We start from the raw sequence: 12,953 nt of genomic DNA on the forward strand, positions 1-12,953 counted from the left end.
CCCGGCCCCCTCCCCCTCCTCCCCCCACCCCGGTCCGTCCACCCCCACCCCCGACCCCACCCCCTACCGCAGCACCGCCTCCAGGAAGTCGCTGCCGATCCGGGCGACGGCCGCCACGTCCAGTTGGTGCAGCACGTACCGCCCCCTCCGGCGGACCGCCACCAGCTCCGCCTTCTTCAGCACCGACAGGTGGCGGGACACCTCCGGCGGCGTGATCCCGTACGTGTCGGCCAGCTCGCTCGTCGTGTACGAACCGCGCGCCAGCTGCCGGCACAGCCGCATCCGCAAGGGGTGCGCCAGCGCCTCCATCCGCCGCTGGAGCAGCTCCACCGACGCGGGCCCCGACATGGCGGGCGCCCCGACCGGGTACTGCACGACGGGCCGCCAACCCGGCGCGTGCAGCACCAGCAGATGCGGCCAGCCGAAGCTGGTCGGCACGAACGTCACGCCCGGCCCGACCTCCGGGTCCACGGCCGTCGTCCGGCCGTGCGCCAGCTTGTCCACCTGGATCCGGCGCCGCGCCCCGTCCTCCTCCAGGGCGATCGCCGGGGACACCGCGCGCAGCGCCTCCGACAGGCCCCTGCGGCGCAGGAGCTCGCCCTTCTCCCGCGCGTCGGCCACGAGCCCCGGACCGATCCGCCGCCACGTGTCGGCGAAGAACGCCTCGTCGCAGTCCTCGAACAGCCGGCGCAACCACGCGCGGACACCACTCGGGTCGTCCAGCAGCCGGCGGGTGAAGTCCAACTGCCGAGGGCCCCGGTTGGCGGCCAGCTCCAGGACGCGGGCAGGCCGTACCGGATCCCCGGAGGTGTACGACGTGGAGCAGGTGAACTCCAGCGCCGCCCTGACGAACCGCTCCTCGTCCAGCCGGTCGAGCAGGTCGAGCTCCTCCGCGAGCGTCGTCCCCGGCCGTCCGTCCCCGCCGCGCACTCCTGAGTACGGCAGGAACACGTCGGACATGGTCGCCGTCCACAGGAAGTTCGCCTCGTGGAGCCGGTCGGCGAGGTCGGGCTTCAACCCCGCCGAGGTCGCCGTGGCCCAGCCGTGCAGGCCGGGGTGGTGCGCCGGCTCGGCCAGGGCGTGCAGGGCGACGCCGAGTTCGGCGAGCGGCGAAAGCTCGAAGGCGATGCGCTCGGACGGCAGGCCGGTGATGTCAATGGTCACGCTCACGCCCCCATGGTGCGGGGTGCCGCGGGGCAGTGGCGGCCACTTGACGACCCTCGTCAATCGACGCGCGACCCCTGTGCGTGCCACTCCAGCCTGGACGCATGAACGTGACGCAGCAGTACCTCCTCGACACCTATCGCGCCGCCCAACACGGCACGCCGCACCCGCCTCCACCCGGTGGCCGTCCCGCTCCTTCCTTCCGCGCGCTCCGGCGCCGGTGGGCGCGGGCCGTGGCCCCCGACCGGCCCGAGCCCACCGCACCGCCTTCCGCTCAGTCCTCCCGCTCCACCTGACGCACGTACCCCATGAAGTCCACCACCGCCTCTCCCACCTCGTCGGCCGTCCACTCCAGCCCCGGTGCCGCGACCGTCACCTCGGTCACCGCGACACCGGGCGGGCCGGCCGCGCTCCCCGCGAACCAGCGGCGGAACAGCACCCGCCCCGTCTCCTCCGCCTGCCGCACGGCGGCCTCCGTCAGTACCTCGGGCGCGTGGGGCAGCCACACCTGGAACTCGTGCGTGTGCGGCACTTCCGGGTGCACCCGGGACCACGGCACGGCCGCCACCTCGAACCCCTTGCGCAGGCCCGCCGCGACGACCGCCGCGTGCGCCACGTACGACGGCAGCCTCGGCAGCTCCCGCGCCAGGCCCAGCAGGGCGGCCAGTGCCGCCGGATGCTGCTGGAAGACGCTGCCTCCGTAGCGGTGGCGCCACGCCCGCGCCTCCTCCACGAACGACTCCGGCCCCACCAGCGCCGCACCGGACAGACCGCCCAGCGACTTGTAGAACGACACGTAGACGCTGTCCGCCAGCTCCGCGATCTCCGGCAGCCCCCGCCCGAAGTGCACCGTGGTCTCCCACAGGCGGGCCCCGTCGAAGTGCACGAGGGCGTCCCGCTCCCGTGCCGCCTCCACCACCTCCTCCAACTCGTCCCAGGTCGGCAGGACGAACCCGGCGTCCCGCAACGGCAGCTCCACCATCAACGTCCCGAACGGCTCCTCCACCCCGCGCACCTCGTCCGCCGTCGGCAACCGCCCCTCCCGCGTCGGGTGCACCGTCCGCAGCCCGCTGACCGCTGCCAGCGCGCCTCGCTCGTGCACCTCCGGATGGGCCAGCGGGTGCAGGGCCACGACCGGGTTGCCCGTCCGCGCCGCCCAGCACCGCAGCGCCACCTGCTGCGCCATCGTCCCGGTGGGGAAGAACGCCGCCGCCGGGAACCCGAGCAGCTCCGCCACCCGCCGCTCCAGATGCTCGACCACCCCGTCCCCGTACAGATCGACGGCTCCGTCCAGGTCGTACACCGAGGGCCCCTCGTCGGCCAGCACCCGGAGCCACTCCGCCGGCGTCGCCTCCGACGACCCCCTGGCCAGCACCCGATCGGCCCTTCGCCACGCGGCGATCCGTCGTTGCCGCTGCTCCTGCCCCTCCTCCTCCCCTCCTGACTTCCGCCGCTCCGTGCTCTCGCCGTCGTCCGTCATCACATCAGCCATGCGCCGATCATCCGGTGCGTCATCCACAAGCGCCCGCGATTATCGGACCGGGTGCTGTGGCCTGTGGACAGTGCGGAAGCGGCAGGGAAACGCTGGCGTAGCATGACGAGAAATCGTCCGGTACCCCCCGCGGACTGGAACGGAAGGCCGTCGCCACGTGAACCCATCAGCAGCGGAACCCCGCCCCGCCCGACTCGCCGTGGGCGTCGTGGGCGCGGGCCGGGTCGGGCCCGCCCTCGCCGCGTCCCTGCAGCTCGCCGGACACCGCCCGGTCGCCGTCTCCGGCGTGTCCGACGCGTCGCTGCGCCGTGCCGCCGAGCTGCTCCCCGGCGTGCCCGTCGTCCCGCCCGCGCAGGTGATGGAGCGGGCCGACCTGGTGCTGCTCACGGTCCCCGACGACGCCCTCCCCGGCCTGGTGCAGGGCCTGGCGGAGACCGGCGCCGTACGACCCGGGCAGCTCCTCGTCCACACCTCCGGCCGGTACGGCGTCGGCGTGCTCGACCCGGCCCGGCGGGCCGGCGCGCTGCCGCTCGCCCTGCACCCCGCCATGACGTTCACCGGCACCAGCGTGGACGTGCAGCGGCTCGCCGGCTGCTCCTTCGGGGTCACCGCCCCCGAGGAGCTGCGTCTGGCCGCGGAGGCGCTGGTCATCGAGATGGGCGGCGAGCCCGAGTGGATCGCCGAGGCGGCGCGCCCGCTGTACCACGCGGCCCTGGCCCTGGGGGCGAACCACCTGGTCACCCTGGTGGCCCAGTCGATGGAGCTGCTCCGCCAGGCCGGCGTCACGGCACCGGACCGGATGCTGGGCCCACTGCTCGGCGCCGCCCTGGACAACGCGCTGCGGTCCGGCGACGCCGCCCTGACCGGCCCGGTCGCGCGCGGTGACGCCGGTACGGTCGCCGCGCACGTGGCGGAGCTGCGCAAGCACGCGCCGGCCACGGTCGACGGCTACCTCGCCATGGCCCGCACCACCGCGGACCGCGCCCTGGCGCACGGTCTGCTCAAGCCCGAGCTCGCCGAGGACCTGCTCGGCGTCCTCGCCACGGGCCCGGCCACCGAGGGACACCCCGACAGCGGGGGCCCGGAAGGAGACGACGACCGATGAGCCCGACGACCCCCGCCACCCGGGCGCCCGGCGGTGCGCCGGGCGTCGCGCGCCCGGGCGTCGCGCTCGTCCACACCCGCGAGGCGCTGGACCGGCTCCGTGACGGCGCCCTGACCCCCACGGCCCGTCCCGCCCCGGACCCGCGGGCACCGCGCACTCCCGCCGCGACCGGCACTCCGGCGGCCACCCCCGCCGCGACCGCGAACGCCACCCCGGCGCCGGCGGCCACAGGGAGCCCTGCGGCCCGGGCAGCTACGCACCCCCCGGCCCCGGCAGCCACCCAAGCCCCGGCCCCGGCAGCCACGCACGCCCCGGCCCCGCCCCCGGCGGTCACCCACAGCCAGGCGGCCACCCCCGCCCCGGCGGCCACCCCCGCCCCGGCGGCCACCCACGCCCCGGCCCCGCCCCCGCCCCCGGCGGGCACCCACGGCCCTGCGGACCCGGCCGCCCGGGCCATCCAGGCCACCCACCTCCCCACCCCCCGCGTCGCGGTCGTCATGACGATGGGCGCCCTGCACGAGGGGCACGCCACGCTGGTGCGGACGGCGCGCGAGCACGTCGGCCCCACCGGCTTCGTCGTGGTGACCGTCTTCGTCAACCCGCTGCAGTTCGGCGCCGGCGAGGACCTCGACCGCTACCCCCGGACCCTCGACGCCGACGTCCGGATCGCCGAGGAGGCGGGCGCGGACGCGGTGTTCGCCCCCTCCGTCGACGAGGTGTACCCCGGCGGCGAGCCGCACGTCCGCATCACGGCGGGGCCCATGGGACAGCGGCTGGAAGGCGCCTCACGCCCCGGGCACTTCGACGGCATGCTGACCGTCGTGGCCAAGCTGCTCCACCTCACCCGCCCCGACGTGGCGTTCTTCGGGCAGAAGGACGCCCAGCAGCTGGCCCTGATCCGCCGCATGGTCCGGGACCTCGACTTCCGCGTCGAGATCGTCGGCGTGCCGACGGTCCGCGAGGCCGACGGACTGGCGCTGTCCAGCCGCAACCGCTACCTGTCACCTCGCGACCGCCGCACCGCGCTCGCCCTGTCCGCCGCCCTGTTCGCCGCGCGCGACCGGCTCGCCGCCCAGCAGGCGCTGGTCGCCCGCGCCGCCTCACTGCCCGCGTCGCAGAGCCGGGCCGACGCGCTGTCCAGGATCGGCGAGTCCCGCGCCGCGGCCGACACGCACGCCGTCGCCCAGGCGGCGCACGCCACGGGGGGCGGCGCCGACGCCGTGCGCGCCGCGGCCGGCGCCGTACTGGAGGAGGCGGCCAAGGCCGAGCCGCCCCTCGCCCTCGACTACCTCGCCCTGGTGGACCCGGCCGACTTCACCGAGGTCCCCGACGACCACACGGGCGAGGCCGTCCTCCTGGTCGCCGCCAAGGTCGGTACGACCCGGCTGATCGACAACCTGCCCCTGACCCTCGGAGCTCCCGCATGACCGGCATACGACTGCAGGCTCCGGCGCCCGGCTGGGCCATCGACGCCGACGTGGTCGTCGTCGGCTCCGGCGTCGCCGGCCTGACCGCCGCCCTCCGCTGCACGGCCGCCGGGCTCCGCACGGTCGTCGTCACCAAGGCCCGGCTCGACGACGGCTCCACCCGGTGGGCGCAGGGCGGCATCGCCGCCGCGCTCGGTGACGGGGACACCCCCGGCCAGCACATGGACGACACCCTCGTCGCGGGCGCCGGGCTCTGCGACGAGGTCGCGGTGCGCACCCTGGTCACCGAGGGCCCCGACGCCGTGCGCCGCCTGATCGCGACCGGCGCCCGGTTCGACACGGATCCCGCCGGCACCATCGAGCTGACCCGTGAGGGGGGCCACCACCGCCGCCGCATCGCCCACGCGGGCGGGGACGCGACGGGCGCCGAGATCTCCCGCGCCCTGGTCGACGCGGTCCGCGAGCGCGCCGTGCGCACCATCGAGAACGCCCTGGTCCTGGACCTGCTCACCGACGCCGACGGCCGGACGGCCGGCGTCACCCTGCACGTCATGGGCGAGGGCCAGCACGACGGCGTCGGCGCCGTCCACGCCCCGGCCGTCGTCCTCGCGACCGGCGGCATGGGCCAGGTCTTCTCCGCCACCACCAACCCGGCCGTCTCCACCGGCGACGGCGTCGCGCTCGCGCTGCGGGCCGGCGCGGAGGTCAGCGACCTGGAGTTCGTCCAGTTCCACCCGACCGTCCTGTTCCTCGGCCGTGAGGCGGAGGGCCAGCAGCCGCTGGTCTCCGAGGCGGTACGGGGCGAGGGCGCCCACCTGGTCGACGCGGACGGCGTGCGGTTCATGGTCGGGCAGCACGAGCTGGCCGAGCTGGCCCCGCGCGACATCGTCGCGAAGGGCATCATGCGGCGGATGCGCGAGCAGGGCGCCTGGCACATGTACCTGGACGCCCGCCACTTCGGCGCCCCGATGTGGGAGTCGCGCTTCCCGACCATCCTCGCCGCCTGCCGCGCGCACGGCTTCGACCCGGTCACCGAGCCCATCCCGGTCGCCCCGGCCGCCCACTACGCCTCCGGCGGCGTCCGCACCGACCTGCGCGGCCGCACCACCGTGCCGGGCCTGTACGCGTGCGGGGAGGTCGCCTGCACCGGCGTCCACGGCGCCAACCGGCTCGCCTCGAACTCCCTCCTGGAGGGCCTGGTCTTCGCGGAGCGCATCGCCGACGAGATCGCCGCCGCGGCCGGGACGTCGCGGGCGGGCACTCCGGTCCCGCACCCGGCCCCGCGCGTCCTGCCGCTCCTCGACCCCTCCGCCCGCGCCCGTGTCCAGCACGTCATGACGCACGGCGCCGGAGTGCTGCGTTCCGCCGCCAGCCTCGCCGAGGCGGCCGAGCAGCTGGACGCCGTGTACGCCGAGGCCGCCGGCGGACCGACGGCCGCGACCGGCGTCGGCGGCACGACCACCGGCACCACCGGCACCACCCTTACCGACGGCACGAGCACCGGCGCGGACAAGACGGCTGAGCCCGGCGTGGAGTCCTGGGAGACCACCAACCTCCTGTGCGTCGCCCGCGTCCTGGTCGCCGCCGCCCGCCGCCGCGAGGAGACGCGCGGCTGCCACTGGCGCGAGGACCACCCGGACCGCGACGACACGGCCTGGCGCCGTCACCTCGTCGTCCGCCTCGGCCCGGACCGGAGCCTGGACGTCCGTACGACCGACACCCAGGAACTCCCCCCGACCACCCCCGGCGCCCGGACGCCCGAAGCCCCCGGCCCGGCCACACCGGGAACCCCCGGCCCGGCCACGACCGGGACCACGACGCCCTCCACCCCCGACCCCGCCGACAAGGCCGCCGCCCGCAGGGAGCCGCAAGCATGAGCACGCCCGAAGAACGCCCGCAGCCCGTGGACGTACCCCTGATCCAGATCGGCGCGCCCGCGTCGGCCCAGGAGGCGGCAGGAGGCGGCTGCGGCGACGGCTGCGGCTGCGCGGCCGGCCCGGAGGGCGACGACGAGGTGTACGAGTGCGGGCTCGACCCGGCGCTCGCCGCGCTCCTCGCCCAGGCGGGCCTCGACCCCGTGCTCGTCGAGGACGTCGCGTATCGCGCGGTGGAGGAGGACCTGGACGGCGGTGTGGACGTGACGACGGTCGCGACCGTGCCCGAGGACGCGGTCGCCACGGCGGACTTCACCGCGCGCGAGGCCGGTACGGTCGCCGGCATCCACGTCGCGGAGGCGGTGCTGTCCATCGTGTGCACAGCCGAGTTCGAGGTGGAGCGGCACGTCGCCGACGGCGACCGGGTCGAGGCGGGCCAGAAGCTGCTGTCCGTCACCGCCCGCACGCGCGACCTGCTGACCGGTGAGCGCAGCGCCCTCAACATCATGTGCCGCCTCTCCGGCATCGCCACCGCCACGCGCGCGTGGGCGGACGCGCTGGAGGGTTACAAGGCGGAGGTCCGCGACACCCGCAAGACCACGCCGGGCCTGCGTGCCCTGGAGAAGTACGCCGTGCGCTGCGGCGGCGGCGTCAACCACCGCATGTCCCTGTCGGACGCCGCGCTGGTGAAGGACAACCACGTGGTGGCGGCGGGCGGCGTGGCCGAGGCGTTCAAGGCCGTGCGGGAGCAGTTCCCCGACGTGCCGATCGAGGTCGAGGTCGACACGCTGCACCAGGTCCGCGAGGTCCTGGACGCGGGCGCCGACCTGATCCTCCTGGACAACTTCACGCCGTTGGAGACGGAGGAGGCCGTCGCGCTGGTCGCGGGCCGCGCCGTCCTGGAGTCGTCGGGCCGGCTCACCCTGGAGAACGCCGCCGCGTACGCCGCGACCGGCGTCGACTACCTCGCGGTGGGCGCCCTCACCCACTCGTCGCCGATCCTCGACATCGGCCTGGACCTGCGAGAGGCCCGGGGCTGACCGATGCTGCTCACCATCGACGTCGGCAACACCCACACCGTCCTCGGCCTCTTCGACGGCGAGGAGATCGTCGAGCACTGGCGGATCTCCACGGACGCGCGCCGCACCGCCGACGAGCTCGCCGTGGTGCTCCAGGGGCTGATGGGCACGCACCCACTGCTCGGCGACGAACTGGGCGACGGCATCGGGGGCATCGCGATCTGCTCGACGGTCCCGTCCGTCCTGCACGAGCTGCGCGAGGTGACCAGGCGCTACTACGGCGACGTCCCGGCGGTCCTCGTCGAGCCCGGCATCAAGACGGGCGTCCCCGTCCTCACGGACAACCCCAAGGAGGTCGGCGCCGACCGGATCATCAACTCGGCGGCGGCGGTCGAGCTGTACGGCGGCCCGGCGATCGTCGTCGACTTCGGCACGGCGACGACGTTCGACGCGGTGAGCGCGCGCGGCGAGTACGTGGGCGGGGTGATCGCGCCCGGCATCGAGATCTCCGTCGAGGCGCTGGGCGTCCGCGGCGCGCAGCTGCGCAAGATCGAGGTGACGCGGCCGCGCGGCGTCATCGGCAAGAACACCGTCGAGGCGATGCAGTCGGGCATCATCTACGGCTTCGCGGGCCAGGTCGACGGCGTCGTCGCCCGCATGCGGCAGGAGCTGGTCGGCCCGGACGGCGACCCCTCCGACGTCACCGTCATCGCCACGGGCGGCCTGGCGCCGATGGTGCTCGGCGAGGCGAAGCTGATCGACGAGCACGAGCCGTGGCTGACCCTGATCGGCCTGCGCCTGGTGTACGAGCGGAACGTCTCCCGCCTGTAGCCCGCCGTACCGCCCGGCGGCCGTACGCCGCGCCGGCACGGAGCCCCGCCCGCCGGCAGTCCACGACGTGCGGGCCCGGTCGCCGTACGCCCCACCCCGCCCGGCCGCCACACGGCGGCCGGGCGCGGCCGTACCCGGCCAGGCACCCGGCAACGCGCCCGGCGCCCCCTGCACGAACTTTGTCCGATAAGCACGTATTGTCAGTACATGCCCACGCCATACGGATCACGAGGCGGCCTGGCGTTCAGCGCAGACGAGCTGCGTGTGCTGCGACGCGCCCTGGGACACGCCCTGCACCCGACTCCGCTCGACGGCCAGGACGTCCGGGACTGTCTGCGCCTCTCCGCAGCCGTGGAGGAGGCGGCCCGCGAGGGGGACCGGCTGAGGGCCTTCGTCCTGGCCGACCTGGCCCGCTACCGCGCCTCCCTCCCCGGTGCCGCCGCCGGCTACCTGGAGCTGCTCCGGGAGGCCCTGGCCGCCGGGTACGTCCCCCGCGCCGAGGACCTCGCCGCCCTGCGCGGCCTGCGCGCCACGCCCGCCGCGGCGGCGCTGCTCGCCCGCTGCGAGGCCCCCGCCGGGCGCTCTGCGCGCACCCGGTCGGCCCGCCCACGCCCGGCGGCGACCACGGCGGCGACCATCCCCGCCCCCGCCGGCCCGCGGGCGCGGCTCTTCGTCCTGCCGGGCGGCCGCAGCGAGGAGGAGGGCGAGCCGAGGAAGCCGCAGCCGCCCAAGCCGTCGTCCCCCACCCCGGCCGAGCGCCCCGTACCCAAGCCGTCCGAGGTCTTCCCGCCGCGCCGGCGCCCCGCCCCGCCCCCGTCGGAGAAACGGGTCGCGGGGTAGCTAGTCTGGATGCCATGGACTACGTATCCGCGCTCCTTCCGCCCGTGGTGATGGCCGTCTTCTTCACCGCGGTCGTGGTGACGATCGTCAAGAGCCAGGGCGGCCCGAACAAGACCAAGGAGGACGCGGCCGTCGAGGCGGCGTTTGCGCGCGCCGAGTCGGTGCGCCAGGCCGACGGTTCGGCGGAGCCGGGCAAGGCCTGACCTCCTGACGGCCCTCCCGGAGGGCCTCCTTCGAGGACGTACGACGCGTTTCGCGTCGTACGTCCTTTTTGTCACGTCAATAGCTGTTCCTTCCGGGTAATCCCACTATGGTGGCGGTGTGCCCCGTCCCTTGGGAGAGCTGGAAGACGCCGTCATGACGCGCGTCTGGCAATGGAACCGTCCTGTCACCGTCCGGGAAGTCCTGGAGGATCTCCAGCGGGAACGGTCCATCGCCTACACCACGGTCATGACCGTGCTGGACAATCTCCACCAGAAGGGCTGGGTGCGCAGGGAAGTCGTCGGCCGGGCCTATCGATATACGGCGGTCTCCACGCGCGCGGCCTACTCGGCCGCACTGATGAACGAAGCGTGGTCCCAGAGCGACAACCCCGCGGCAGCGCTCGTCGCCTTCTTCGGCATGATGTCGTCCGAGCAGCGGGAAGCGCTGAACGACGCGATCCGGATCGTCCAGCGCGACACCCCGGAAGGACCGGGCGAAGTACCGGAAGGCCCCGCCCGCCCCGAACGCGAAACAGCGGGAAATGCCGCCGGGCCGGAGCGCGGAGAACCGCCGAATGCGTCGGCGGAAGGCATTGGTCCGGACATCCCCGCACGTACGCCCCCGCACACGAACCACGCACCCGGCGACGAGTCGTCACCGCCACCGACGGGACCGGTCACCGCCACCGCTCCGGATGCGGCGGAATCCACGAACCGGTACGCCGGACCACCACCGTCCGGACCGCCGTCACCCACGGAAAACGCCCCCACCGACGCCGGAACACCCTCCTCCGTAGCGGACGCCCCGGAGCGGCGCGGGGAAGTGGGCCCGGACGGGGACGGCACCCCACCGCGCGGCGCCGTGGCGGCCACACCCGGCTCGACTCCGCCCCCCGCACCAGCCACGCCCCCCGCCCCGGCCCCGGCCCCGGCACCGGTCACGCCGCCCGCACCGGCCACGCCCCCCGCCGCGGCTCCGGCCCCCGACGCGCCCCCGCCCCCCGACGCCGCCGCGCCGCCCGGTCCGGCGGACGCCCGGTCCGGGGGAGGGCCCGACTCCGGCGGTCGTCCCGACGCCGACGGCGCCCGACGGGGCCAGGGTGCCCACCGGCCACCCGGCGCGGAGCGATAGCGTTCGCAGGCATGTCCTCCACGTCATCCGCGTCCGCCCCGACCCCGCCCTCCCCGGACCCCTCCGGGAATGCCCGCGCGAAAGCCGTCACCGTCCGCCGGGCGAGGACCGCGGACGTCGCCGCGGTCCGCCGGCTCGTCGACCCCTTCGTCACGCGCGGCATCCTCCTCGACAAAGCGACCGTGACGCTTTACGAGGACATCCAGGAGTTCTGGGTAGCGGAACGCGACGAAGACGCTACGGTCGTGGGTTGCGGCGCACTCCACGTGATGTGGGAAGATCTCGCCGAAGTGCGCACTCTCGCCGTGGACCCCGACTTCAGGGGAGCGGGCGTCGGCCATCAGGTGCTGGACAAGTTGCTGCACACCGCCCGCTGGCTCGGGGTGCGCCGGGTATTCTGCCTCACCTTCGAAGTGGACTTCTTCGCGAAGCACGGGTTCGTCGAGATCGGCGAGACGCCTGTGGACGGAGATGTCTACAGCGAGCTGCTGCGTTCCTATGACGAGGGTGTCGCCGAGTTCCTCGGTCTCGAACGGGTGAAGCCGAACACCTTGGGCAACAGTCGCATGCTTCTGCACCTGTGACCCTGCCCGCAGGGCGATCCCTATGTCCGAATCGCGTATGTTTCCCGCGTTCTCGCGGTTCTGAACCTGTGCCTAGGGTTTGTGTTTTCCAGAGAAAAGCGGTTTCCTTTCCGCGTACTGCATTTTCGATGAAAGGAAATCCGGTGGCACAGAAGGTTCAGGTCCTTCTTGTCGACGACCTCGACGGCGGCGAGGCGGACGAGACGGTGACGTTCGCTCTGGACGGCAAGACCTACGAGATCGACCTCACCACCGCCAACGCGGACAAGCTCCGCACCCTGCTCGAGCCGTACACCAAGAGCGGCCGGCGCACCGGTGGCCGTACCGCGGGTGGCCGCGGCAAGGGTCGCGCGGCGGCGAACGGCAGCCAGGACACCGCGAAGATCCGCGCCTGGGCCAAGGAGAACGGCTACAACGTGAACGACCGCGGTCGCGTGCCGGCGGAGATCAAGCAGGCGTACGAGGACGCCAACCGCTGACCCCGGGCGCACCGGCGCCGGAGGCGCGGCCCTGGATCCGGCCCTCGGGGCGGGCTCCGTCCCGGACGCCGTCGCCGGCACGGGCCCCGTCGCGGGCACGGGCGCGGGCGGCCAGCAGTCGGGCCCGGTGACACTCCGCCGCGGCCACCGCGACGAGCCGTACGAGCCCGGAACCGCCCGAGGACGCCGAGAACCCCGCGACCCCCGTGATCCCCGCGAGCGTGGCCTCCACCTCGCGCCCCGGTACGGGCGGCCGCAGCCAGCCGGCGGCACCGGGCACCTCCCAGCCCGGCGGAGCGGGGCGGCCATCCGGCCGCCCACCCCCCAGGCGGTCAGGTCCAGGCCCACACCGCCCCACTCCAGCCACTCCAGGAGGCCGGGGAGCTCCTCCGCGCTCCCCGCCGCCACCAGGATCCGCGCCCGCCCGCCGGCGACGGCGACGGGCCACTCGCCGTCCACGCGCCGGACCACGGCGAGCCCCGCGGCGGCCGGCAGGTCCAGGACGTCGAAGCGGACCCCGGCGAGCAGCCCGGCCGGCGGTCCCGCCACCGCGGGCCAGCCCAGCCGGTCCGCGTACCAGCGGGCGACGCACGCCCCGTCCGCGGGACGTCCGTCGAGCGGTGTGCGCGGGGGAGGGACGGTGGGCGTCATGCCCGGGGGAACTCCCGGCCTCCCGTCGAGGTTACGCACAGTGGGAGGCCATTGCTGTACGTGATCGAATGGGGGGCGTGCGGGCGCACTCGACGGTGCAAGGGTGTTCGCCCGTAGCTGAGGCGGAGGGGGTGCGCCGCATGGACCGCCGG

Annotated in this window: 11 protein-coding genes and 2 pseudogenes; 10 read left to right on the top strand and 3 right to left on the bottom strand. The window is 75.0% G+C overall.

Going from position 1 to position 12,953, the window contains the following annotated elements:
• Nucleotides 1-63 precede the first annotated feature (63 nt).
• Together NRO40_RS16850 and NRO40_RS16855 are read right to left on the bottom strand one after the other, a co-directional pair.
• Nucleotides 64-1,164: a DUF5937 family protein gene (locus NRO40_RS16850; RefSeq protein WP_058942839.1), complete on the bottom strand. Its 1,101-nt coding sequence runs from the start codon at nt 1,162-1,164 to the stop codon at nt 64-66.
• Nucleotides 1,165-1,438: 274 nt separating this feature from the next.
• Nucleotides 1,439-2,656 (bottom strand): threonine aldolase family protein, encoded by a 1,218-nt coding sequence (locus NRO40_RS16855; RefSeq protein WP_058942840.1) that lies wholly within the window; start codon nt 2,654-2,656, stop codon nt 1,439-1,441.
• A 157-nt stretch (nt 2,657-2,813) separates the two neighbouring features.
• Between NRO40_RS16855 and NRO40_RS16860 the strand changes: the two genes are divergently transcribed.
• The 10 genes and pseudogenes from NRO40_RS16860 (at nt 2,814) to NRO40_RS16905 (ending at nt 12,150) form a co-directional block, all read left to right on the top strand.
• Nucleotides 2,814-3,761, top strand: a complete 948-nt coding sequence (locus NRO40_RS16860; protein WP_058942841.1) for a Rossmann-like and DUF2520 domain-containing protein — start codon at nt 2,814-2,816, stop codon at nt 3,759-3,761.
• Nucleotides 3,762-4,216: 455 nt separating this feature from the next.
• Nucleotides 4,217-5,188, top strand: a complete 972-nt coding sequence (gene panC / locus NRO40_RS16865; protein WP_058942867.1) for a pantoate--beta-alanine ligase — start codon at nt 4,217-4,219, stop codon at nt 5,186-5,188.
• Nucleotides 5,185-7,065: an L-aspartate oxidase gene (locus NRO40_RS16870; RefSeq protein ID WP_079047153.1), complete on the top strand. Its 1,881-nt coding sequence runs from the start codon at nt 5,185-5,187 to the stop codon at nt 7,063-7,065. Before panC ends, NRO40_RS16870 begins: the two co-directional genes overlap by 4 nt.
• Complete coding sequence (nadC, locus tag NRO40_RS16875; protein WP_058942842.1) at nt 7,062-8,102, top strand: carboxylating nicotinate-nucleotide diphosphorylase; 1,041 nt, start codon at nt 7,062-7,064, stop codon at nt 8,100-8,102. The genes NRO40_RS16870 and nadC overlap by 4 nt, the downstream gene beginning before the upstream one ends.
• Nucleotides 8,103-8,105: 3 nt before the next feature.
• Nucleotides 8,106-8,912, top strand: coding sequence for a type III pantothenate kinase (locus NRO40_RS16880; protein WP_058942843.1), 807 nt, complete (start codon nt 8,106-8,108; stop codon nt 8,910-8,912).
• A 207-nt stretch (nt 8,913-9,119) separates the two neighbouring features.
• Nucleotides 9,120-9,752, top strand: coding sequence for a hypothetical protein (locus NRO40_RS16885; protein WP_058942844.1), 633 nt, complete (start codon nt 9,120-9,122; stop codon nt 9,750-9,752).
• Nucleotides 9,753-9,766: 14 nt separating this feature from the next.
• Entirely contained in the window at nt 9,767-9,955 is a 189-nt protein-coding gene (locus NRO40_RS16890; RefSeq protein ID WP_058942845.1) for a hypothetical protein, read from the top strand.
• Nucleotides 9,956-10,073: 118 nt separating this feature from the next.
• Nucleotides 10,074-10,520: pseudogene (locus tag NRO40_RS16895) on the top strand (BlaI/MecI/CopY family transcriptional regulator); the annotation flags it as partial.
• Between the two features lie 578 nt (nt 10,521-11,098).
• A complete protein-coding gene (locus tag NRO40_RS16900; protein WP_058942846.1) occupies nt 11,099-11,671 on the top strand; it encodes an amino-acid N-acetyltransferase in 573 nt (190 codons plus the stop codon).
• Nucleotides 11,672-11,814: 143 nt separating this feature from the next.
• Entirely contained in the window at nt 11,815-12,150 is a 336-nt protein-coding gene (locus NRO40_RS16905; RefSeq protein WP_058942847.1) for a histone-like nucleoid-structuring protein Lsr2, read from the top strand.
• A gap of 97 nt (nt 12,151-12,247) precedes the next feature.
• Here NRO40_RS16905 and NRO40_RS16910 read toward each other — a convergent pair.
• Nucleotides 12,248-12,801: pseudogene (locus tag NRO40_RS16910) on the bottom strand (SCO3374 family protein); the annotation flags it as partial.
• Nucleotides 12,802-12,953: the final 152 nt, after the last annotated feature.

It is taken from the genome of Streptomyces changanensis, assembly GCF_024600715.1.
Lineage (GTDB): Bacteria > Actinomycetota > Actinomycetes > Streptomycetales > Streptomycetaceae > Streptomyces > Streptomyces changanensis.

Coding starts and splice junctions, on each gene's coding strand:
- nadC (WP_058942842.1), top strand. CDS start 7,062: ATGAGCACGCCCGAAGAACGCCCGCAGCCCGTGGACGTACCCCTGATC.
- NRO40_RS16870 (WP_079047153.1), top strand. CDS start 5,185: ATGACCGGCATACGACTGCAGGCTCCGGCGCCCGGCTGGGCCATCGAC.
- NRO40_RS16890 (WP_058942845.1), top strand. CDS start 9,767: ATGGACTACGTATCCGCGCTCCTTCCGCCCGTGGTGATGGCCGTCTTC.
- NRO40_RS16880 (WP_058942843.1), top strand. CDS start 8,106: ATGCTGCTCACCATCGACGTCGGCAACACCCACACCGTCCTCGGCCTC.
- NRO40_RS16855 (WP_058942840.1), bottom strand. CDS start 2,656: ATGGCTGATGTGATGACGGACGACGGCGAGAGCACGGAGCGGCGGAAG.
- NRO40_RS16900 (WP_058942846.1), top strand. CDS start 11,099: ATGTCCTCCACGTCATCCGCGTCCGCCCCGACCCCGCCCTCCCCGGAC.
- NRO40_RS16885 (WP_058942844.1), top strand. CDS start 9,120: ATGCCCACGCCATACGGATCACGAGGCGGCCTGGCGTTCAGCGCAGAC.